This is a genomic window from Paraburkholderia unamae (assembly GCF_003096875.1).
Classification (GTDB): Bacteria; Pseudomonadota; Gammaproteobacteria; order Burkholderiales; family Burkholderiaceae; genus Paraburkholderia; species Paraburkholderia unamae.
In genome coordinates this window covers 325,294-348,590 of sequence record NZ_QEOB01000005.1, presented here as the reverse complement: position 1 = coordinate 348,590, position 23,297 = coordinate 325,294, and the positions used below count along the sequence as shown (strand labels likewise).

Below are 23,297 nucleotides of genomic sequence, written 5' to 3'. Positions count from 1 at the left end.
CGCGGACGCTCAGGAACCGAACATGCGATTGACGGCGCGCTCCAGGTGCGCGCGCATGGCCGTCGCGGCGCGCTCGGCGTCGCGCGCCTGGATGGCTTCGAGCACTTCGAGGTGTTCCTGCTGCACGAGGCGCTGGCGTTCGATCGACTTCACGAGCGAGAGATTGCGCGAGAGGTTCATGCTGAACACCATCTGCTCCTGGATGCCCGAAAGCGCCGTGATGAAGAACTGGTTCTTCGAGGCGCGCGCCACGGCCATGTGAAACGCGAAATCGTCTTTCGCGCCGATGCCCGAGGTTTCGATGATGGTTTGCAGGTTGTCCCATTCGCGCCGGATCGCGGCGATGTCGTCGTCCTCCGCCTTCTGCGCGGCCAGCGACGCCGCGCCTGATTCGACCACCACGCGGTACTCGTAGCAGCGGCGAATGTCCGACAACGTTTCGAGCGGCGCGAAGCGGCGCACGTCCGGATCGGGCCTGCGCATGACCGTCGTGCCCGAACCGTGGCGCGTGGCGATGATGCCGTCCGCGCGCAGTTGGGCGAGCGCCTCGCGCACCGTGGGGCGCGAGGTCGCGAAGCGCTCCGCGAGCATGTGCTCGGTCGGCAGGCGCTCCCCTTCCTTGTATTCGCCCTCGATGATGCGATTGAGGATGTCGCTGTAAATCCGCGCCGGCATATTCGGCGCTTTCTGCTCAGACATGATCGGACGGTGCACTTTGGGTTGTCAGGAGTGTCGTCAATTGTAAGTCATATGGCGAGCCGGTAGCGCGCCCGCGCCCCCGTCCAGCCCCGTTTTACGCCTGTTGCAGCCCGTTCGGGCGTGTTTTTAAGCCGCTTTACCAATTTGCGCGCTCACGCGCATGCGCAGCGCCGCCGTTTGCGTCTCGCCCGGCGCGAGCCAGCGCAGGCCAAGCCCCGTGTGAATCGCGTCGGGCAAGCCAAGCCACGGCTCGACACAGTAGAAGTCCGAATCGGGCGCGAGCGTCCAGGTCGTGACCGCATACCACGACGCCGAACCGGGCCGCCGCAGATCGATTTCGATCGCGCGTTGCTGCGCAGGCATGTCGATGCGCACGGGCGCATCGGGCTCGCCGTCGAGGCAATGAAAGCGGTCGATGATCTGCGGGTCGTCGAAACGGTAGTGCGTTGCGCCCGGTGCGGGCGCGGTCGTCGCGCCGTCCGGCAACTGGCGGCGATGGACGTTGCGCGGCAGCGTGATCGTCGTCTCGCCGCGCTGGCCGTGCGGCAGCGCGAAGTAGAAGTGATGGCCCGCGTAGTACGGCAAAGGCGTGTCGCCGGTGTTTGTCGTGGTCAATTCCACGTCGAGCGTCGATTCGTCTTCGAGCCGGTAAGCGGCCTCGAAGCGAAAGCCGAACGGGTAGACCTCACGCGTCGCGGCGTTATCGGTGAGCGTCATGCGCACGCCGTCGCCTTGCGGCGCGACCTGGGCGGCAAACGGCAGGTCGCGCGCGAAGCCGTGCAGCGGCACGTCGCGCACGACGCCTTGCGCGTCGCGCCACCGGCCCATGCGGCCGTCCACCCAATGCCGCGCGATGAAAGGAAACAACAGCGGATTGCCGCCGCGGATCAAGCCCGGCCGGCTCCAGTCCGGCGCATCGGGCCAATGGATGATGGGCGCGCCGCCAATCGTCCACGAGAGCAGACGCGCGCCCGCCTGCGGCGCGACGAGCAGCCGCGAAGCGCCGCGCGCGAGTTCGATGACATCCTGGTTCTGAAACTGCGGCATGGTTCGCTCGATCGGAAGGAATCAGACAGCCGCGCGCAGCGCGCCCGCGAAATCGGGCTCGGGCAAGCCGCGCACGCCCGCGTCGATGGCGAACACCAGGCCGTCCTGCGCGCCGGGTTGCGGCGGGCAGATCGTCGTGACGTACAGCACGTCGAGGTTCGCACCGCCGAACGCACACATCGACGGCTTCGCAACCGGCACGGACACGCTGCGCTCCAGCCGCCCGGCGGGCGTGAAGCGCAGCAACCGGCCCGCGTCGTTCGCGCAGATCCAGTAGCAGCCATCGGCATCCACGGCCGCGCCGTCGGGCCGACCCGTGTAGTCGTGCAGATCGGCGAACACGCGCCGGTTGGTCGGCACGCCGTCGTCGATGTCGTAATCGAACGCCCAGATCACGCGGCTCGACGGATGCGAGTCGGACAGATACATCGTGCGGCCGTCCGGCGACCACGCGAGGCCGTTCTGCGTGCACAGGCCCTCGACCACGGGAGCGGACAAGCCCTCTTGCGCCGTGTAGCGATAGAGCTTGCCCGCCGGATGCGGTTGCGCGGCGTCCTGCACCATCGTGCCCGACCAGAAGCGGCCCTGGCGGTCGCAGCGGCCGTCGTTGAAGCGCATGTTCGCGGCGTCGTGCGCCACGCCCGCGAGCGCATGCACGCTCACCTCGCCCGTCCGCGCGTGGGCTGCCGGCTCGTGCAAGGTGACCGCGAAGAGTCCCGTTTCGAGCGCCGCGAGCACAGCGCCGTCACGCGCGAACGCGAAGCAGCCGATGCGCTCGGGCAGCGCCCACTCGGTGCGGCGCGACGTATCGAGCGCGTAGCGCACGAGCGTTTGCGCAGGTATGTCGACCCAGTAGAGCGCGTTTTCCCCGGCGCGCCACACGGGGCACTCGCCCACCGAGGAGCGGCGCGCATCGCGCGTTTCCAGCGCACGCGCCGCCATCGTCCCCACGTCGCTCATGATGGCTTGCGTGCTCAACGTTGTGCCTTCTTCCAGTCCTGATAGGCGGCGAGGGTCGCCTCGTTCGGCGGATACGTGCCCGGCAGCGCCGCGCCTGCCTCGATGCGCTCGGTGATGAAGCGTTCGAGCGTTTCCTGCTCGGTCGCGTCGCGCGCGACTTCCTCGGCCAGATGACGCGGAATCACGACCACGCCATCGGCGTCGCCCACGATGATGTCGCCCGGATACACGGCCACGCCGCCGCAACCGATCGGCACGTTCAGATCCACGGTGTGGTGCTTGCACAGATTGAGCGGCGCGGAGGCGCCCGCGCAAAAGACCGGAATGCCGAGCGCGGCGATGGTCGCGCTGTCACGCACCGGGCCGTCGGAGACCATGCCCGCCACGCCGCGCACCTTCATGCGCGTGGCGAGGATCGAGCCCATCGAAGCGGCATCGGTCACGCCACGGCAGTCCTGCACGAGCACCGCACCCGCGGGCACGGTCTCGACGCCCTTGCGCTGCGGATGCTCCGGGTTCTGGAACGCGCTCAACTGATCGAGGTCCTCGCGCGCCGGGATATTGCGCATCGTGAAGGCCGGCCCGACCAGGTTGGGCGCGCCCGACGCCGGTGCGGCGAGCGGCTTCACGCCATGCAGGAAGACGTTGCGCAGGCCGCGCTTGAAGAGTTGCGTGGTGAGCGTGGCGTTGGAAACGTGGCGCAGTTGTTCGAGCGCGGCGTCGCTCACGGGGATGGCGGGGGAATTCATCGTGTCTCGTCCGTTGTCGTGTGTCGTGGTGCGCGTGGCGCAAGCAGGCGGCTCGAAAAACTGTCGAGCAGATGGATCGCATTGTTGTAATACAACACGAAAATTGTCAACCAGCCATTGCGCTGCGGGCGAGCCTCGGATGTATGACGACTCGGTGCCGAAACGACCGGGCGCGCCAGCCGCACCATCGTAAAAATCGTCCGCGAAAAACGTGCGATAGATCAATAAACATCGAGCCAACCCGAGCAGAGGCCGCGCCGGGCGTCCGACCCCGATCCGGCACCAGGGAAATCCCCAGCGCATCAGGATTTGCTTTACAACTTTACCGCAAATAGAATGATGTCTTACATGAAGGGTCCGGTTCACGCGCGGCACGACCCTTCCTCGCGGCCAGCAGGAGACCAGCGGCACAAGCAGCCAGCGGCCAGCACGGGGCGCCACGCACAGAAACACATCCATTCGGGCTCCCCTTCCGGCACGGCCACGCGCCGGAAGGGGAGCCCGCCAACAGCAGGAGACGAGCAGTGCAACGCAAGACAATCAAGGGGGTGCGGTGGTGGATCATCGGCCTCATCATGATCGGCACCATCTTCAACTACCTCGCGCGCAGCTCGCTCGCGGTGGCCGCACCCACGCTGACTGAAACGCTTCACATGACCACGCAGCAGTACTCGTACGTGGTCACGGCCTTCCAGGCCTGCTATGCCCTCGCCCAACCCATCGCCGGCTTCGTGCTCGACTCCGTGGGCATCAAGATCGGCTTCGCGATCTTCGCGTTCGGCTGGGCCATCGCCAACATGCTGCACGGCCTCGCCGGCAGTTGGCCCGCGCTCGCCGCGTTCCGCGGCATGCTCGGCCTGACCGAAGCCGCGATCTTCCCGGCCGGCATGAAGGCCATCAGCGCATGGTTCCCGGCCAAGGAGCGCTCGGTCGCGACCGGCTGGCTCAACACCGGCACGTCGATCGGCGCGATGCTCGCGCCGCCGCTCGTCGTGTGGTGCATTCTCAAGTTCAACTGGCAGTTCGCGTTCGTGCTGACGGGCGGCGTCGCGCTGATCTGGGTGGCGCTGTGGCTCGTGTTCTTCAAGATGCCCGCCGAGCACCCGCGCCTCTCGCAGGAAGAAGCCGAGTACATCCGCGAAGGCCAGACCGCAGCGCAGAAGTCCACGCAAGGCCGCCGCGCCTCGTTCAAGGAAGTGCTCAAGACGCGCCGCTTCTGGGGCATCGGCATTCCGCGCATGCTCGCCGAGCCGGCATGGCAGACCTTCGGCGCGTGGATTCCGCTGTACATGGTCACCGTGCGACACATGAACCTGAAGGAAATCGCGCTGTTCGCGTGGATGCCGTTCCTCGCCGCCGACCTCGGCTGCCTCGTGGGCGGCTACCTCGCGCCGCTTTTCATCCGCTGGTTCGGCTGCTCGCTCATCACTTCGCGCAAGCTCGTCATCACGACCGGCGCGGTGCTGATGGTCGGCCCGGCCTGCGTGGGGCTCGTGGCAAGCCCGTACGCCGCCATCGCCCTCTTCTGCGTCGGCACGTTCGCACACCAGACGATTTCGGGCGCGCTGTTCACGCTCGCCTCCGACGTGTTCGGCCAGCACGAAGTCGCCACCGCCACGGGTCTCTCGGGCATGTTCGGCTACCTCGGCGCGACGGTGTTTTCGCTCATCGTCGGCGCAGTGGCCAGCACGATCGGCTATAACCCGTTGTTCGTATGCCTGATGCTGTTCGACATCATCGGCGCCTGCGTGGCGTGGCGCCTGATCTCGAACGAACAGAAGGACAACGCGGCCAGTCCCGCACTCCAGCCCTCGCATAACGTGAAGGCTTGATCGACATCATCACTGGCCGGCGCCCGCGAGGGCGCCGGCTTTCGGCATTTCCATGTGAGGACAATCACCGTGAAGAAAGTTGCATTGACCGGCGCGGCCGGCCAGCTCGGCACCGTGTTGCGCAAAGGCCTGCACGAGCGCGGCGTGAACCTGCGATGCGCCGCCGGCTCGAAGCCGCTTGAACCGCTCTTCGCGGGCGAGGACGTGATGCACGGCGACCTGCGTCAGCCCGACGTGGTCGACCGCCTGCTCGACGGCGTCGACGTGCTGATCCACATGGCCGGCACGAGCGTGGAACGCCCCCTGCCCGAGATCATCGAAAACAATCTGCGCGGGCTCGTCGAAGTCTACGAAGGCGCGCGCCGCCACGGCACGAAGCGCATCCTGTTCGCGAGCTCGAACCACGCGATCGGCATGTACCCGGTGGAAGACAAGCTCACGCTCGACTGCGCGTTCCGCCCGGACGGCTTCTACGGCCTTTCCAAGGCGTGGGGCGAATCGCTCGCGCGCCTCTACTGGGACAAGCACGGCATCGAGACCGTGAACGTGCGCATCGGCAGTTGCCTGCCGAAGCCCACTGAGTTCCGCCACCTGAGCACGTGGTTCGGCCACGAGGACCTGTTCCATCTCGTCGATCGCGTGATCAACGTCGATGAGATCGGCTTCGCCGTGGTGTGGGGCGTGTCGAACAACACGCGCAGCTACTGGATTCAGGAAGGCGCGCACGACGACGCAAAGCGCCTCGGCTACGAGCCGAAGCAGAATTCGGAAGACTGGGCAGCCGGGATTCTCGCGCGAGACAATCCGCTCGACGCGGTGGCGCAGCGCTACCAGGGCGGCAGCTTCGCGAGCTTCGATTTCACGCCGGCGGACCAGCGCGGCAAGCGCGCCTGATCTCCCGCCTTCCAGCCTGTATGCAGAAGCGCCCATTGCGGGCGCTTTTTTTTCGCCTCGCAAAGCCCCGCCACCAGGATTGCCGGACAAGCCGGCGGCTGTCCGACTATGCCGAATTCGGCATCGCCGCTGTTTATTTCCTGCAAGACCCGGCAGCTTTTGGACTCTTATATTGCTCAAAGCCGACCGCGAGAACCGGAACGCGAGGGGCAGGTGCCCGCAGAACCGTCAGGGGTGCAGGTACTGCACGATCCATCATTGAGGAGCACAAATATAATGAAGTTCCGTACCACAGCCATAGCCGCCGCCGTCATCCTGGGTACAACCCTGGCAGGCGCATCGAGCGCCTTTGCCGCCGCGCCGGTCGAAGTGAAGATCGGCTTCGCCGCGCCGCTCACAGGCGGTCAGGCTCACTATGGTGCCGATTTCCGCAGCGGCGTGCAGCTCGCGATCGAGGACATGAACGCGACCAACCCGGTGATCGGCGGCAAGTCCGTGCACTTCGTGCTCGACGCCCAGGACGACCAGGCCGACCCGCGCACCGGCACGACGGTCGCGCAAAAACTCGTGGACGACGGCGTGGTCGCCGTGATCGGCCACTACAACTCGGGCACGAGCATCCCGGCCGCGCCGATCTACGCGAAGGCGGGCATTCCCGAAATCGCCATGGCCACGGCCCCGACCTATACGCGCCTCGGCCTGCCCACCACGTTCCGCCTGCTGACTTCGGACACGCAGCTCGGCAGCGTGCTCGGCGACTACGCCGTGAAGGGCCTCAAGTTCAAGCGCCTCGCGATCGTCGACGATCGCACCGCCTACGGCCAGGGCGTGGCCGAAGAGTTCACCAAGGCCGCGAAGGCGGCGGGCGCCACCGTGGTCGCGCAGGAATACACGAGCGACAAGGCCGTGGACTTCCGCGCGATTCTCACGAAGATCAAGGAGGCAAACGTCGACGCGGTGTTCTACGGCGGCGCGGATACCCAGGCCGCGCCCATGCTCAAGCAAATGCGCTCGCTGGCGATCAAGGCGCCGCTGCTCGGCCCGGACATGGTCCAGTCCGCCAACCTGATCAAGGTCGCGGGCGAGGCGTCGGAAGGCACGCTGGCCGCGTCCGAAGGCAGCCCGCTCGCCCAGATGCCGGGCGGCAAGGCGTTCTCCGACCATTACACCAAGCGCTTCAGCCAGCCGGTGGAACTGTACGCGCCGTACGCCTATGACGGCACGATGGCCGTGTTCAATGCCATGAAGAAGGCAGACTCGACCGATCCGAAAGCCTTCCTCGCCGCACTGAAGGCGACCAACATGAAGGGCATCACCACCTCCGAACTGTCGTACGACCAGTATGGCGACCTGAAGTACGGCGGCGTCACGGTGTACAAGGTCGTGGGCGGCGAGTGGAAGCCGTTGCAGACCGTGGGCACGAAGTAAGGGGTTCCGGTCAATCGCGCGCGGGCGGAGGTGGGTTCTCCGCCCGCGCGGCCGTTTACGGCCGGAACGTCGCGGCCAGAACCTTGCGGCCCGAATCCCGTCGATCCGGCAGGAATCACGCCGCTGGACTTGCACGAAAACGCATAAACGATAATAATTCTCATTCGTAAAAATCGTAAGCGACCTGAAACCCGCGCCCGGACAGCGGCGGCTTTCTGCCAACCATTCGTGCAGCCATCCTCCAGCCTCGCCCACGCGTTCGCCGCGCATTACCGTACGCTGCTTGCGTTCGCGCGGCGGCGCATGCGCTCGGCGGAAGCGGCCTCGGATCTCGTGCACGACGCGTTCGTCAAGGTTGCCTCGCTGCAAGACTCGACCGAGATCCGGCAGCCGCGCGCGTTCTTCGTGCGCGTGATCGAAAACCTGCTGATCGACCGGTTTCGGGAAAGCCGGACGTCCTCGCACCTGCACGTCGACATGCTTGCGCACGACGACGATAATGACGCCTGCCCGGAGCTGGCCGTCGATCCCGTCGACCCCAGCCAGTTTGCCGAAGCCTCGCAAACCGCGCGGGCGCTCGAACAGACGGTGAACGCCCTGCCGCCGCGCTGCCGCGAGGTCTTTCTGCTGCGCAAGGTGCACGGGCTTTCGCACGAAGCTATCGCGCAGCGTCTGCAAATCAGCAAGAACATGGTCGAAAAGCATCTGCGGCGCGCGCTCCTGGACCTGCTCGAATTCGATCGCGACGCGCATGGCGCAGGTACGCCGTCCGACCATGACTAAGGATCATCAGCACGCGGGTATGCCCGATTCGTTCCCAGCCGACCTCGCCGCCGACGCGCAAGCGGCCGCGCGCACGCGCCGCATTCGCGCACAGGCCGCCGTGTGGATCGTGCGTATCGACGCGGGCCGCGCCCGGATAGACGACGCGCGGCTTGCACGCTGGTGCGCGCGCTCCCCGCAGCATGGCAAGGCCTTCGAAGCGGCGCTCAGGCAGTGGCGCGAGGCCGATGCGCTGCGCGCGCCGACGCATGCAAAGTCCGCCCCTGCGGGCAACATCACGAAACCGCGCACGCTGGCGGCTTTCCGACGCTTTGCATTCACCGCGCCGCGCGCCGCGTTTGCCGCCCCATTTGCCGCCGTGATCGCGGCGATCGGCATAGGCGCCGCGCTCTATGCGCACGCCCCCGACTACGCAACCGCGCCAGGCGAATTGCGCACGCTCGCGCTCGCAGACGGCACCATCGCGAAGCTCGATGCGGACTCGGCCATCGACGTGCGCTACACGCCGAACGAGCGCAGCATCGTGCTCGCGCGCGGCCGCGCGGCCTTCGAAGTCCGGCACGGCGACCCGCGCCGCTTCGTCGTGCATGCGGGCGGCGGCGAGATCGTGGATATCGGCACGGCCTTCCAGGCGAGCACGCCGTCGCTCAATCCCGCGCGCACCGGCGACGTACTCGTGACGGTGACGCAGGGCCGCGTGGCCGTGCGCAACGCGGCCGGCAGCAGGGAAGCCGTGGCCGGGCAGAGCGTGGCATTCGGCGACGGCGACCGTGCGCCCGCCATGGTGGGCGTGGACCTTTTCGCCGCCACGGCATGGCAGCGCGGCCGCATGGTGTTCACCGACGCGCCGCTCGGCGACGTGGTCGCCGCGCTGAACCGCTACTGGAACGGCCACTTCGTCTACGTGCGCGGCAGCGCGGCCGCCCTGCGCGTGTCCGGCAACTTCGCGATCGGCGCGCCCGCGCGAGCGCTTGCCACCCTCGCCGAAACGTTGCGTCTGCAATCAACGCAGATCGCGGGCCGCATCGTCATTCTCTCCGCGCCGGAGGCAGCGGCAACGCAGTAGCACGCACCGCGCAAAAAAATTTTGCGCGGGACATCCGGTTTCTTCGCGCTCAAACGTCTATTCCCTCATCAGCAACAAAAACGGGGAATTTCGTTGTACTTACCACCATCATTCAAACCGCTCGCTATTTGCGCGGCGGCCGTCGCCCTCTTCGCCACCCTGCCCGTCACGGCTCAAAGCCAGACAGTCGGCCAGCAGAACACGGCCCACGGCAGCCCACGACTCGATTACCGCATCGCCCCCTCGGACCTCAACACGGCGCTCAACCAGTTCGCTGAAACGAGCGGCATTCAGCTTGTCTACACGAGCGCGCTCGTGGCGGGCAAGCGCTCGCCGGGCTTCGCGGGCCACGCCGACGCTTCCGGCGCGCTCGCGCAACTGCTGCGCGGCAGCGGCCTGCGCGCCGTGCGCGGCCAGAACGCCGCGTTCGTGCTGGAGGCCGAACCCACGCCGCCCACGGAAACCGGCGCGCTCAACGAGACCTCGCTGCCCGCCGTGACAATCAGCAAGCGCAGCATCGTCGAGCAAAACGACCCCACCGTCGCGAGCGCGGCGCTGAAGTCGAGCGTGCCGCTCACCCGCACGCCGCAATCGGTTTCGGTCATCGAACGCCAGCAGATGGACGTGCAGAACGTGCAGTCGGTCGCGCAGGCGTTGCGCTATTCGGCTGGCATCGTGCCGGAAACGCGCGGTATCGGCGACCGTTACGACAGCTTGCAGATGCGCGGCTTTGGCGGCTTCGGCGGCAACGCCGTCTACGTGAATTTTCTCGACGGGCTCAACCTGGGCCGCGGCCTTTCCTACGCCGTGCCCCAGATCGAACAATACGGACTGCAACGCATCGAAGTGCTGCGCGGGCCAAGCTCGATTCTTTATGGCCAGGCGAACCCCGGCGGCGTGGTCGTGCTGGAGAGCAAACGTCCCGAAGCGGATCACGTCAACGAGGTGATGCTCGGCGCGGGTACGCACAACCGCTGGGAAGGCGCGTTCGACCTGGGCGGCGCCGTGGACGCCGACCAGCGTGTGCTTTACCGCTTCGTCGGCCTCGCGCGCGACACCGACACGCAAGTGGACGGCACGAAGGAACAACGCATCTACGTCGCGCCCTCGCTCACGCTGCGCCCCGACGCGAACACGGAGCTCACGCTGCTCGCCAGCTACCAGTACGACCCGAACAACGGCTACTACGGCTTTCTGCCGCGCTATGGCACCGTCTCGTACAACCCGAACGGCATGATCGGCACCGGCTTCAACGACGGCGAGCCCGATTTCGATCATTTCCGCCGCGAGCAGGCTTCGCTCGGCTATGCGTTCACGCACCGCTTCAACGACACCTTCACCGTCCGGCAGAACGCGCGCTACATGCATATGTGGAGCGACTACCAAACGGTCTATTCGAGCGGTTACACGAACACGACCAATCGCTACCTGAATCGCCTGACGACGGCTTCGCTCGAACATCTCGACGCGCTTTCCACCGACACCCAGCTCGAAGCCGACTTCGCAACCGGCGCGGTGCGCCACGCGGTGCTCATGGGCCTCGATTACCAGATGACGATGTCGGACCGCCGGCTCGCATCGGGCAAGGCCCCCGCGCTCGACATCACGGCGCCCGTGTATGGGCAGGCGATCGCCACGCCCACGCTTGCCAGCTACACGCGCCAGCGCACCGACGACCTCGGCCTCTACTTGCAGGACCAGATGACGCTCGGCAAGTGGTCGTTCGTGCTCGGCGCGCGCGAGGACTTCGCAACAACGAGCGCGAACGAATACGTCAAGCACACCTCCACGTCACAGTCCGACCGCGCCTTCACCTGGCGCGCTGGCCTGCTCTACGCGTTCGACAACGGCCTTTCGCCCTTCGCAAGTTTTTCGCGCTCGTTCCAGCCCATCACCTCGGGCACGACGGCCGACGGCAGCCCGCTCAAGCCTTCCACGGGGCGACAGTTCGAAGTCGGCCTCAAGTATCAGATTCCGGGCACCACGAGCTTCACGACGCTCTCGTTCTACGACCTCGAACAGCACAACGTGTCCACGCCCGACCCCAGCAACGCGAACTACCGCGTGCAGACGGGCGCCGTGAAAAGCCGCGGCGTGGAGCTGGAAACGCACTTGAACGTCACGCGCGATCTCTCGCTGATCGCCGCGTACACCTATACGAGCGCATGGGTCGCGAGCGCGAACGATTCGTCACTCGGCCACACGCCCGCCGCCGTGCCCAAAAATACGGCTTCGCTCTGGGCGGATTACACGCTGCATCGCGGCCCGCTCAAGGGTTTCGGCATGGGCGCGGGCGTGCGCTATATCGGCAGCACCTATGGCGCGGCCGACGACTCGTTCAAGGTGGGCTCCTTCACGCTCGTCGATCTCGCGCTGCACTACGAATTGCGCAACTGGCGCTTTGCCGTCAACGCGTCGAATCTCTTCGACCGCCAGTACGTCGCCGCCTGCGCAAGCAGCACGCAATGCTTCTGGGGCGTTCGCCGCGAGGTGATTGGCACCGCGCGATATCAATGGTGAGGTTGAGGATGAAACATCGTCGCACTTTCTCCCGCCGCGCGGCTGGCGTGCTCCTTGCCCTGGCGCTGGCGCATACGGCCGTTGCCCAGGCGCAGGTTCCACATGCATCGGCCAAAGCCGATTCAACCGTAACTCATTCGGATGCCGAATCAACTGCCTGGCCACGCGCCCTGCTTCCCGACACCGAATCGTTCGTGCTCGAAACGGGCGCGCAGGGGCCTCGCTACCGCGTCTGGCTCTATCGGCCCACGCCGCACGGGCAAGCGAGCGCCGAAGGCGAAGCCGCCAGCGCGCCCGCGCAAAGCGCTGCGCCGCCATTGCTCGTGCTGCTCGACGGCAACGCGACATTCCCTCTCGCCGTGAGCGCCGCGCGCTTGCAGGAACGGCTAATCGGCCCCGTGGTGATTGCCGCCATTGCCGCCGACAACGACGCGCTGTTCGACGAACGCCAGCGCTTTCGCGACTTCACGACGCCCAATCGCGACGGTTGGGGCGTACCGCGCAACGCACACGGTGCGCCGCTCGATACGGGCGGCGCGCAGGCGTTCGAAGCCGTGGTCAACGAGGCATTGCCGCGCGCCATTCAGGCGCGAGTCGAGATATCGGCGCAACGGCGCATGTTGTTCGGGCATTCGCTGGGCGGCTTCTTCGTCCTGCACGACGCGCTCGCGCATCCGGGCGCGTACTCGCGCTATATGGCGGCAAGTCCTTCGCTCTGGTGGAACGCGGGCGAACTGCTTGCGAGCACTCGCGCGGCTGGGGATGCCGGGCGAAACCGTGCGCCGGGCACGCGGATTCCGCTCGCGATTCGCGTGGGCGGCGACGAGCAGCGGGTCGCGGCCGATGCAACGCCGGCGCGCATCGAGCGCGTGACCCATGCCGCGATGCTCGACAACGCCCGCGCGTTTGCCGACTTGCTGAACGCTACGCCCGCGCTCGGCTTCGACGCGGATATGCAGGTCTACCCCGGCCAGAATCACGTGTCATATCTGCCTGCCGCGATCAGCGAAGCAGTCGTGCTGGCGAGCGGACACGGGCGATAGCAAAAAAAACGGCGGTGCAGGATCCCCATCGACCCGGCACCGCCGAACATACTGCTTTCGGAGCGTGAAGACTTCTAAACGACCCTGAATCCAGCCTTAGAAGCGGTGAACGATACCGATCGCGCCCGCCACCTGGCTGCGCGACGACGAAGGCGCGCTGTTCTGGCCGTCGCCGATGTCAGCCGTCGCGTTGATGATGTTGCCCGCACCGTTGTTGCCGAGCGTCTGACCTCCCGCGCGCTGGAACGCCTCGACGAAGTAGATACCCGTGCGCTTGGACAACGAGTAGTACTGCGAGAGGTTGTACTGCTGGTACGAAGCCGCGCTCTGCACGCCGTTGGCCTTGGTCGCGCGCGTGTAGGCGAAACCGGCCGCGAGATCGAGCGTGGTGAACGGCTTGTAGTGCAGCACGACGCCGCCCGTGTTCCAGATCTGCGTGTCGAAGAACTTCGAGTTGATGCCCGGGATGTACTGAACGTTCGAGTACGCCGCCGAAATATCCCACTGCGAGTTGAACTGGTAGCCCGCCGTGACGGCGAGGCGCTGCTGCGCCTGGGCGGTCTGGAAGCCGTTGGTGATGGCCGACACGCCCGGCTCGCCGTTGCTCGACGCCGTCGAGTTCGCACCCCACGCGCCGCCGCCGCTCGCCGAGTTGTTCAGACGCTCGAAGCCCACGGCGATGCCCGCCGGACCATGCAGATATTGCGCCGCGATGCTCCACGACTGGCCCGCGCCGGTGCTGCCCGGCACGCCGCCCAGCGCGTACATGCCGCTCACGGTCAGGCCCGCGAAGTTCGGCGACGTATAGACAAGCGCGTTGTTGATGCGATAGATCGTGTCCATCGAGTCGAGGTCGCCCGGGTGCGCGCCGTATGCGCCGGTGAGCCACGTGGTCGGGCTGTACGGCGAAAGCAGCGTGTAGTACGGGGCGTACTGGCGGCCACCCGTCAAGGTACCGTAGTTCGCGTTCGCCACGCCCACCCATGCGGCGCGGCTGAACATCAGGCCCGAGGTCGATTGCGCGCCGGTTGCCGAGTTGTAGCCTTGCTCCAGCTGGAAGATCGCGCGCGTGCCGCCGCCCAGGTCCTCACTGCCCTTCAAGCCGATGCGCGAACCGGCCCACACGCCCTGCACCATCTTGACGACCGAGCGGCCGCCTGCATTGCTGCCAAGCGCAGCCGAGCTGCTTTGATAACCAATGCCGGTATCGACGATACCGTACAGCGTGACACTGCTTTGCGCATGAGCGCCGAGCGCGGCGAGTCCAAGCGTGGACGCGAGGATAGTCTTTTTCATCTGTAGTCCTATCTTTAGTCGTTGTGGTTTGAAACTGGTTAAAACCCTGATTGCAACATTTTCTCCTGTACAGCAGAGGGCGCAACACCCCTGAAGCGCCCCCTGCCGCGCCGGCCTTTGCGGCCGGCTCGTCTCCTTAGTGAATCTCGGGCTCGCCGCCCGCACTGGCGCACGAACCGCCCGCGCCGTCACGCTGCATGAAATCGAATTCGCAGCCGTTGTTGGCCTGCATCACGTGCATCTGGTACATCGCGCCATAGCCGCGCGTGAAGCGCGGTTCCGGTGCGACCCACTCGGCCTTGCGGCGCGCCATTTCCTCATCGGAGATCAGCACGTTCAGGCGGCGCTCCGGCACGTTCATCTCGATCAGGTCGCCGTCCTTGACCAGTGCGAGCGGACCGCCGATGAACGATTCCGGCGCCACGTGCAGCACGCACGCGCCATAGCTCGTGCCGCTCATGCGGGCGTCGGAAATACGCAACATGTCGCGCACGCCCTTCTGGAGGATCTTTTGCGGAATCGGCAGTTGGCCCCACTCGGGCATGCCCGGCGCGCCAACAGGACCCGCGTGCTGGAGCACGATCACGCTGTTCTCGTCGCAGTCGAGGTCTTCGCTGTCGATGCGCGCGGCCATGTCGTTGTAGTCCTTGAACACAACAGCCTTGCCCGTGTGGACGTGCAGGTGCTTTTCTGCTGCGCCCGGCTTGATCACGGCGCCGTCCGGCGCGAGGTTACCGCGCAGCACGGCGAGGCCCGTATCCGGCATGAGCGGCTTCGCACGGCGATAGATCACCTCTTCGCTGTAGATTTCCGCATCGGCAATGTTCTCGCCGAGCGTCTTGCCGTTCACGGTCATCTGCGTGCCGTCGATCAGGTCGCCCAGTTCCTTGAGCATCGCGCGCAGACCGCCCGCATAGTAGAAGTCCTCCATGAGGTACTTGCCGGTCGGGCGGATGTTCGCGAGCACCGGCGTGCGGCGCGCGATTTCGTCGTACTGCGCGAGCGAGAGATCGACACCGGCGCGGCGCGCGAGCGCGATCATGTGCACGATCGCGTTGGTCGAGCCCGAAAGCGCGAGACACGTGGTCACGGCGTTATCGACTGCCTTGCGCGTGATGATGTCCGAAGGCTTCAGGTCTTCCCACACCATCTCGACAATGCGCATGCCCGTTTTCGCCGACATCTGCGCGTGGCGCGAGTCCGGCGCGGGAATCGAGGCGAAGCCCGGCAGCGTGAAGCCGAGCGCTTCCGCCGCGCTCGTCATCGTCGATGCGGTGCCCATCGTCATGCAGTGGCCCGGCGAGCGCGCAATGCCGCCTTCCACGCCCTTCCAGTCCTCTTCGGTGATCTTGCCCGCGCGCAGGTCGGCCCAGTACTTCCAGGTGTCCGAGCCCGAGCCGAGCGTCACGCCGTTCCAGTTGCCGTTGAGCATCGGGCCCGCAGGCAGGAAGATCGTCGGCAGGTCCATCGAGATCGCGCCCATCAAGAGCGCGGGCGTGGTCTTGTCGCAACCGCCCATCAGCACGACGCCGTCGGCCGGATACGAGCGGATCGTCTCTTCCGCTTCCATGGCGAGGAAGTTGCGGTAGAGCATCGTGGTGGGCTTCTGGAACGGCTCGGAGAGCGTTTGCACCGGCAGCTCGATCGGGAAACCGCCTGCTTGCCAGATGCCGCGCTTGACCTCTTCCACACGCTGCTTGAAGTGCGTATGGCAAGGGTTCATCTCGCTCCACGTATTGAGGATGGCGATCACCGGCTTGCCCGCGTATTCTTCGCGGCTGTAGCCCATCTGCGCGGAGCGCGAGCGATGGCCGAACGACCGCAGGTCGTTCACGCCATACCAGCGGTGGCTGCGCAGTTCTTCGGGGGTCTTTCGCTTCTTGCTCATCTTGCGTTGCTCCAGGTGTTTCCAGTAAAGCCGCCGGCGGCGCGCTAGCGTTGTTCCTTCACGCGCGACACGAGCTGTGTCGGGCTGACGAATTGCAGGGCGACCAGCACCCACGCAAGCGTGATGGCCATATAGATCATGGCCATCGCGTCGATGGATTGCGGCGCACGCACGCCCGTCGAGAAGACGGCGTAGTACAGCGCAACCACCAGCGTTTGCGTGTCGGGTCCGGCGGTAAAGAAAGTGAGTTCGAACATGCCGATCGTGCGCACCAGCACGAGCAGCCCCGCCGCCAGCATCCCGGGCACGAGAAGCGGCAGCAATACATAACGGAAATAGCGCAGCGTGTTCGCGCCGAAAATGCGCGCGGCCGATTCGAGGTTCGGATCGATCTGCTCGATGAACGGCGTCATCACGAGAATCACGAACGGCAGCGCGGGCACGAGGTTCGCGAGAATCACGCCGGGCAGCGTGCCCGCGAGGCCGATCTGGTACATGGCAGTGGCCATCGGAATACCGTACGTGACGGGCGGCACCATGAGCGGCAGCAGGAACACCAGCATGGCAATGCGCTTGCCTGGGAACTGCGCGCGCGCCAGCGCGTAGGCAGCGGGCACGCCCAGCGCGATGGAGAGCAGCACGACCGAGCCCACCACTTCGAACGTCACCCACAGCACGCTCGACAACTGGAAGTCGCGCCACGCCTGCGCATACCAGTGCAGCGTGAAGCCTTGCGGCAGCGGCGTGCCGAACCAGCGGGTGGCGATGGAGTTCACGCCGACGGTGGCGATCAGCAGCACCACGTTGAGCAGGAAGAACACCACGCCGCCCCAGACGAACACTTTCCAGAGCACCTCGGGCAAGCGCGAAGCGGGCTTGGCCTGCTCGACGTTGGCGGCGGACGTGGAACGCTCCCCGCTCGTCGTCGCTTCCGTGCTGAGGCCGGCCGCGTTGCGTTGATGTGCGGTCATCAGCCTTTCCCTCCGCTCACCGGGCCCGAGTAGAAGAAGCGCTTGGCGCTCAACATCGCGGCCACGACGATCAACTGCACGAAGCCCATCACGATCGCGATGGTCGAGGCGAGCGAGTAGTCATAGCTCTCGAACGCCGCCTCCGCTGCCGCGATGGAGATCACGCGCGTGGGACCGGCGGGCGCGCCGAGCAGCACCGCCGAAGGGAACACCGAATACGCCTGCACGAACGAAAGACACGCGGCCATCGTGAGACCGGGCGCGAGCAGCGGCAGATAGATTTGACGGAACTGCTGCCACGGGCCCGCACCGAGCGTGGCCGCCGCGCGCGCGAGCGTCGGGTCGATGCCCGTGATGTACGAGAGCGTAAGCAGGAAAGCGAACGGAAAACCCGAAACGATCAGCGAGATCAGCACGCCCCAGTAGTTGTGCGTGAGGCGGATCTCTTCGCTCGTGTACAGATGCAGCGCGTGCAGCGCCTGCGGGAACCAGCCGTTCGGGCCGAAGTAGCTGAGCATGCCGTCGGCGATCAGCACCGTGCCGAGCGTGACGGGAATCACAAGCAGCGTGGTCACGAGCTTCTGGTACGGCGACTTGCGGCGCAGCGCGAACGCGACCGGCAGCGAGAGCCCGACATTGATGATGGTCGCGGGCACCGCCAGCTTGAGCGTGACGAACACCGTGGGCCACAGCGCGAGGTCGTGAATGAACTGGAGGTAATTCGCGAACATGCCGCCGCCGTTCATCGGCTTGAACGACAGCACGAGACCGTAGGCGAACGGATAGAGGAACATCGCGATGATGAAGCCGAGCGCGGGCGTGACGAGCCAGCCGCGCGAATCGCGCGGCGCGCGGGTCAGCGACGGGATGAGCGTGCTCACGACGCACGCTCCGCGTAGGCCAGCACATGCGAAGGCGCAACGCGCAGCGTGGCGCGCTCGCCCGCTTCGAATTCGCCTTCCACGCGCGCCCACAGCTTGCCGAACGGCGCGTTGGCGAGCAGCAGCGAATCGCGGCCGCCGTATTCGACCATTTCCACTTCGACGTCGAACGCGTTGGCGTCGCCCGCGTTGGCACGCTCGAAGTCTTCGGGGCGCATGGCCACCGAGATCTCGTTGCCGCCGCTTTTGGCTGCCATATCGCCCATCGGCACGCCGGTCAGCGTGATGCCCGACGACGACATCGCAATGTGGCCGCCCTGCTCGCCGGTAATGGCGAACGGCAGCACATTGCGAAAGCCCATGAAGCGCGCCACGTGCAGATTCGAGGGGCGGCTATACACTTCCTTGGGCGTGGCCACCTGCTGCACGACGCCCTCTTTCATCACGACGATGCGGTCCGCCATCGAAAGCGCTTCGTCCTGGTCGTGCGTCACGTAGATCGTCGCGCGCTCCAGTTGCCCGTGAATGCGGCGGATTTCCGCGCGCATTTCAATGCGCAGCTTGGTGTCGAGGTTCGAGAGCGGCTCGTCCATCAGCACGAGCGGCGGCTCGATCACGATGGCGCGGGCAATGGCCACGCGCTGCTGCTGGCCGCCCGAAAGCTGGCCCGGCAGCTTGTTTTCGTGGCCCACCAGTTGCACGAGTTGCAGCGCCTCGCGCGCGCGGCGCTTCGCGTCTTCGCGCGGCACGCCCTGCATTTTCAGGCCGAAGCCCACGTTTTCCAGCACCGTCATGTGCGGGAACAAAGCGTAGTTCTGAAACACCATGCCGAAGCCGCGCTTCTCGGGCGGCAGCACGTCGATACGCAGGTCGTCCAGCCAGATGCTGCCGCTCGTGAGCGGTTGCAGACCCGCAATGCAATTGAGCGCCGTGGATTTTCCGCAGCCCGAAGGCCCGAGCAGCGCAATGAATTCGCCGCGGCGAATGTCGAGGTCGAGACCGCGCAGCGCCGCGAGTTGCGTCCCCTCCGCGTTGGTGAAACTACGGCACACCGAGTCGAGGCGCAGACGATCGAAAGAATGCTTCATGACACGTTCCTGACCAGCATAGTCAACTACACGAGCATGGATCGCGAACGGCGTTCAACACTGAAGCCCATGAGCGCCGTGCGTCCATCGCTGACTCTTCCTCGCGTTACTGGGACTTCTGCGAGCCGACTTCGCGGTCCCATTTCTGGAACGCCGCGACCATCGCCTGCGCCGAAAGCGGCTGGACATGCGGATAGGCCGTGAGCCACTTCGCATACTCGGGGCGGCCGTACTTCGCGATCACATCCTGGCTTTCCTTCGGCGCCATTTGCAGCGTGACGTCCTTCACCGCCGGGCCCGGATAGAAGTAGCCGTCGTCATACGTCATGGCCTGCTGCTGCGGTTCGAGCATGAAGTTCATGAGCTTGAGCAGCACCGCGAGCTTCTCTTTCGACACGCCCTTGGGCACGACCATGTAATGGGCGTCGTTCACCCACGTCATGTTGTTGAACGCCTGGACCTTGAAGTCGGCGGGCACGATGCCGAGCGCGCGCGGGTTGATGTCCCAGCCCGTCACGGTCACGGTCATGTCGCGCGTGCCCTCGCCCAGTTCCTTCATCACCGCCGAGGTGCCGCCGGGGTAGTACGGCACGCACGAGTTCAGCTCCTTCAGGAACGCCCAGGTCTTGTCCCAGCCGTTGATCGGGTCTTGCGGGTTCTTGTCGCCGAGCAGATACGGCAGGCCCATCAGGAACGTGCGGCCCGGGCCCGAGTTGGCCGGACGCGCGTAAATCAGCTTGCCGGGGTTCGCCTTGCACCACGCCAGCAGTTCCTGCGGCGTTTGCGGCGGCTTGGCGACCTTGGCCGGGTTGTATTCGATCAGCGGACCGGCCGGCATGTACGACACTTCGAGGCCGTAGCCTTGCGCGAGGTCCTGCATCTTGCGCGGGCCCGGCGCGTACTTGTCGAGCACGCCCGGCAGCGCCGCCTGCTGGTCGGGAAGCAGCTTCATCCACAGGTTCTGTTCGATGCCCGCGGCGAGCGCGTCGGTGCCCGTGAGCACGAGATCGATGTCCGCGCGGCCGGCGGCCTGCATCGCCTTGATCTTGCCAGGCAACTGCGGCGCGGGCGCGTTGGTGTAAGTGATGTTGGAGACGAGGTTCGGATTCTTCGCCTTGAACGCCTCGAAAGCCTTTTGCGTGAGCTGGAGGTTCCCGGCCACGTCGACAATGTTGAGCGAAACGGGATCGGCCTTTGCCGCGCTCATGCCGAGCGCCGTGGCGGCCGCCACACACACGGCCAGCATCCTGGCCTTCAAACGTCCATCGAACATCGCATCTCCTCGCATCTGTCTATGGAATTGTTTTCTCGCAACCCGTTGATTCTTTTATAACTGGGCCACGTTAAAGGATGCCGAACCACGTACCAAGTTGTCAAGCAACGTCAAGCTTTTTGCGAGACTGTTGTGAGAATGCTGTGAGGCGGTTGTTGGCCTGCTGTTGGCCCGGTGTTGGGCAAAGCGCCTGCGGGACTGCCGCAGGCGCTTCTCCGGCCCGCTTTCGCGGGATTACTTGCGCACCAGTTCGCCGTCGCGCAGACGCCACAGCGCGAGCGGATTGTCGTTCTGGAGTGTGACCGGCAGAAGTTCGGCCGGCAGATCCTGATAGCAGACCGGGCGCAGGAAGCGCTCGATCGCCATCGCGCCCACCGAAGTCGTGCGCGCGTCCGACGTGGCCGGGAACGGGCCGCCGTGAACCATTGCGTACGACACTTCGACGCCCGTCGGGAAGCCGTTCGCGAGAATGCGGCCCGCCTTGCGTTCGAGGATCGGCATGAGGCGCGCGGCCATCGCGTAATCGTCGCGGTCGATGTGCAGCGTCGCCGTGAGCTGGCCTTCCAGGTGCTCGGCCACACGCGCGAGTTCGGCTTCGTCGCGGCACGCCACGACCACCGAAGTCGGCCCGAAAATCTCGTCCGACAACGCGTGCTGCGCGAGGAACTGCTCGGCGCTCGCCTTGAAGAGGACCGGCAGCGCGTCGCAGTGCGCGTCCGTCTTCGTGCCTTCAGCCAGATTTTCGATGCCCGGCAACTGCTTGCGCGCCGCAACGGCTTCGCCATACGTCGAGGCGATGCCCGCCGTCAGCATGCTTTGCGAGGGCTTTTGCGTGAGCGCCGCGCTCGCTGCCTTCACGAAGCGGTCGAGTTCCGGCGAGTCGATCGCCAGCACGAGGCCCGGGTTCGTGCAGAACTGGCCCACGCCCATCGTGAGCGAATCGACGAAGCCCTGCGCGAGCGCTTCGCCGCGTGCGGCCAGCGCCGCGGGCAGCACGAGCATCGGGTTGATGCTGCTCATTTCCGCGTAGACGGGGATCGGCTCGGCTCGCGCGGCCGCGATGTGCGACAGCGCGAGACCGCCGCGACGCGAACCCGTGAAGCCCACCGCCTTGATGGCCGGATGCGCCACGAGCGCTTCGCCCGCTTCGTTGCCGCCGCCGAACACCAGCGAGAACACGCCTTCGGGCAGACCGACGTCAGCCACGGCCTGCTGAATGGCGCGACCCACGAGTTCCGACGTGCCGGGGTGCGCCAGGTGCGCCTTCACGACGACCGGGCAACCGGCGGCCAGCGCCGAGGCGGTATCGCCGCCCGCCACCGAAAACGCCAGCGGGAAGTTGCTCGCGCCGAACACGGCCACGGGGCCGACCGGAATACGATGCGCGCGCAGGTCCGAGCGCGGCAGCGGCTTGCGCTCGGGCAGCGCCGAGTCGAGCACGGCGCCGCACCAGCGGCCGTCGCGCACGAGCGACGCGAACAAGCGCAGCTGGCCGACCGTGCGGCCGCGCTCGCCTTCCAGGCGCGCCTTGGGCAGCGCCGACTCAAGGTGCGCACGCTCGATCAGCGCTTCGCCAATGCCGAGAATGCGTTCGGCGATCGCTTCGAGCAGGCGCGCACGGGTCTCGTGCGGGGCGGCGCGGAAGGCGTCGAACGCCTGCGCCGCGAGTTCACAGGCGCGCGCGACTTCGGCCTTGCCGCCGAGGCCGAACGACGGCTCGATCTCCTGGCCGAGCGCGGGCGCGAAGGCGCGCATCTCGCCCGCCTCGCCGCGCACCGCTTGCGCGCCCAGCAGCATTGCTCCGTTAATCTGCATGTTCGCTCCGTTCAAGTGCTTGTTGCCGCCGCTCAGGCGTTGGCGGTTTGTGCCGAGGCGGCCAGCTTCTGCTCGAATGCGAGCAGCGCCTTGGCCGCGTCGCCGATGGCCGGCAGGGCTTCGGCCGGCGACTGCGAGAGCAGCGGCAGGATCGGACCCATGTCGGCGATGCCCGAAAGCGTCACGGCGTCGTGCAGCACGCGGATGAGCGAGATGTCGTCGCGCAGCGTTTCGAGCGGCATGAATGCATCGTAGAGGCGTTGCGCTTCTTCTGCACGGCCTTCCTTCGCCGCCTTCAGGAGCGCCATGATGGCGTTCGACGCGATACAGCCCGAGCCCGTGGTCCAGGCGGCCAGGCCGAAGTCGCGCACATGCACGAGCGCCGGGCGCTCGCCCATGCCCGACACGACCTTCGAAGCCGGCACGCTTTCCAGCAGGCGGCGCAGGTACGGGTCGTTCGCCGGGTCCTTGCGCACGATGGCGTACTTGACCGCAATGAGCGTGCCCCGGTCGATCAGGCGCACGAGCGTGTCGACGTCGACATAGTCTTCGCTCTTGATATAGAGCGTGAGCGGAATGCCCGCGGTGTCGGCGATGCGCGTGAGGCCCGTTTCCACGCCGGCGGGCGTGGTGAAGCCCGACAGCGGCAGCACCATGGCCGTCTGGTATTGCGTTTGCGCGAGGATGCGCGCCTGGTCGAGCATCTTGCCGTAGTCGGGACCGATAGCCGGAATCACGCGCGTTTCGGGCGCGGTGAGGTCGGCAAGCATGTCAAGCAACTCGCGGAATTCGCTCACGGCGACGTGGTACAGATTCGCATTGCCGCCGTACAGCAGCGTGCGGATACCGCCCGCTTCCATATGGCGGATCAGCTTGCGGTTCTGTTCAACGTCGAGGGAGAAGTCAGGGCGGCGTGCGAGCGGCGGCACTGCCATCACGGTCGAGGCGAATTCGCTCTCGAGAATCGGGGACACGTTCATGAGGCCTCGTGCTGGGATGGTGGGTTGTCAATACAACGCACAGTAGCATTCGCTCGTCATAGTTGTCAAACAACTTATTGCATT

Annotated in this window: 19 protein-coding genes; 7 read left to right on the top strand and 12 right to left on the bottom strand. The window is 66.0% G+C overall.

Translation table 11 applies throughout. The annotated features are described in order from the left end of the window. Positions 1-9: 9 nt before the first annotated feature. The 4 genes from C7402_RS13330 to C7402_RS13315 form a co-directional block, all read right to left on the bottom strand. A complete protein-coding gene (locus C7402_RS13330) occupies positions 10-699 on the bottom strand; it encodes a FadR/GntR family transcriptional regulator (RefSeq protein ID WP_112173167.1) in 690 nt (229 codons plus the stop codon). 126 nt (positions 700-825) lie between these two features. After that, positions 826-1,746 (bottom strand): aldose epimerase family protein, encoded by a 921-nt coding sequence (locus C7402_RS13325; protein WP_116611004.1) that lies wholly within the window; start codon positions 1,744-1,746, stop codon positions 826-828. 21 nt (positions 1,747-1,767) lie between these two features. Continuing rightward, entirely contained in the window at positions 1,768-2,706 is a 939-nt protein-coding gene (locus C7402_RS13320; protein ID WP_425273782.1) for an SMP-30/gluconolactonase/LRE family protein, read from the bottom strand. Positions 2,707-2,720: 14 nt separating this feature from the next. Beyond that, a complete protein-coding gene (locus tag C7402_RS13315; RefSeq protein WP_112173165.1) occupies positions 2,721-3,455 on the bottom strand; it encodes a ribonuclease activity regulator RraA in 735 nt (244 codons plus the stop codon). Between the two features lie 524 nt (positions 3,456-3,979). Between C7402_RS13315 and C7402_RS13310 the strand changes: the two genes are divergently transcribed. The 7 genes from C7402_RS13310 to C7402_RS13280 all read left to right on the top strand — a co-directional run bounded on the left by C7402_RS13310 (position 3,980) and on the right by C7402_RS13280 (position 13,021). After that, entirely contained in the window at positions 3,980-5,287 is a 1,308-nt protein-coding gene (locus tag C7402_RS13310) for an MFS transporter (protein ID WP_373864447.1), read from the top strand. 69 nt (positions 5,288-5,356) lie between these two features. After that, positions 5,357-6,181: an NAD-dependent epimerase/dehydratase family protein gene (locus tag C7402_RS13305; protein ID WP_116611003.1), complete on the top strand. Its 825-nt coding sequence runs from the start codon at positions 5,357-5,359 to the stop codon at positions 6,179-6,181. A gap of 276 nt (positions 6,182-6,457) precedes the next feature. Further along, entirely contained in the window at positions 6,458-7,609 is a 1,152-nt protein-coding gene (locus C7402_RS13300) for a branched-chain amino acid ABC transporter substrate-binding protein (protein WP_112173163.1), read from the top strand. 228 nt (positions 7,610-7,837) lie between these two features. Then, positions 7,838-8,392, top strand: a complete 555-nt coding sequence (locus C7402_RS13295) for an RNA polymerase sigma factor (RefSeq protein ID WP_165841883.1) — start codon at positions 7,838-7,840, stop codon at positions 8,390-8,392. Further along, the gene (locus tag C7402_RS13290) at positions 8,385-9,458 is read left to right on the top strand and encodes a FecR family protein (RefSeq protein ID WP_165841882.1); all 1,074 of its coding nucleotides are present in this window, start codon (positions 8,385-8,387) and stop codon (positions 9,456-9,458) included. Before C7402_RS13295 ends, C7402_RS13290 begins: the two co-directional genes overlap by 8 nt. 93 nt (positions 9,459-9,551) lie before the next feature. Then, a complete protein-coding gene (locus C7402_RS13285; protein WP_133254486.1) occupies positions 9,552-11,978 on the top strand; it encodes a TonB-dependent siderophore receptor in 2,427 nt (808 codons plus the stop codon). Positions 11,979-11,986: 8 nt separating this feature from the next. Further along, positions 11,987-13,021, top strand: coding sequence for an alpha/beta hydrolase (locus tag C7402_RS13280; protein WP_165841881.1), 1,035 nt, complete (start codon positions 11,987-11,989; stop codon positions 13,019-13,021). A gap of 96 nt (positions 13,022-13,117) precedes the next feature. Here C7402_RS13280 and C7402_RS13275 read toward each other — a convergent pair whose 3' ends face one another. The 8 genes from C7402_RS13275 to C7402_RS13240 form a co-directional block, all read right to left on the bottom strand. After that, a complete protein-coding gene (locus tag C7402_RS13275; RefSeq protein WP_112173158.1) occupies positions 13,118-14,317 on the bottom strand; it encodes a porin in 1,200 nt (399 codons plus the stop codon). 136 nt (positions 14,318-14,453) lie between these two features. Continuing rightward, positions 14,454-16,205, bottom strand: coding sequence for an L-arabinonate dehydratase (araD, locus tag C7402_RS13270; RefSeq protein WP_112173157.1), 1,752 nt, complete (start codon positions 16,203-16,205; stop codon positions 14,454-14,456). 44 nt (positions 16,206-16,249) lie between these two features. Beyond that, a complete protein-coding gene (locus tag C7402_RS13265) occupies positions 16,250-17,176 on the bottom strand; it encodes an ABC transporter permease (protein WP_116610998.1) in 927 nt (308 codons plus the stop codon). Continuing rightward, on the bottom strand, positions 17,176-18,057 hold the full coding sequence (locus C7402_RS13260; protein WP_116610997.1) for an ABC transporter permease: 882 nt from the start codon (positions 18,055-18,057) through the stop codon (positions 17,176-17,178). The genes C7402_RS13265 and C7402_RS13260 overlap by 1 nt, the downstream gene beginning before the upstream one ends. Further along, a complete protein-coding gene (locus C7402_RS13255) occupies positions 18,054-19,145 on the bottom strand; it encodes an ABC transporter ATP-binding protein (protein ID WP_112173154.1) in 1,092 nt (363 codons plus the stop codon). The genes C7402_RS13260 and C7402_RS13255 overlap by 4 nt, the downstream gene beginning before the upstream one ends. A gap of 106 nt (positions 19,146-19,251) precedes the next feature. After that, positions 19,252-20,391, bottom strand: coding sequence for an ABC transporter substrate-binding protein (locus C7402_RS13250; RefSeq protein WP_244314842.1), 1,140 nt, complete (start codon positions 20,389-20,391; stop codon positions 19,252-19,254). Positions 20,392-20,652: 261 nt separating this feature from the next. Continuing rightward, positions 20,653-22,233, bottom strand: coding sequence for an aldehyde dehydrogenase (NADP(+)) (locus tag C7402_RS13245; protein ID WP_116610995.1), 1,581 nt, complete (start codon positions 22,231-22,233; stop codon positions 20,653-20,655). A gap of 32 nt (positions 22,234-22,265) precedes the next feature. Beyond that, positions 22,266-23,213 (bottom strand): dihydrodipicolinate synthase family protein, encoded by a 948-nt coding sequence (locus tag C7402_RS13240; RefSeq protein WP_112173151.1) that lies wholly within the window; start codon positions 23,211-23,213, stop codon positions 22,266-22,268. Between the last annotated feature and the right edge of the window lie 84 nt (positions 23,214-23,297).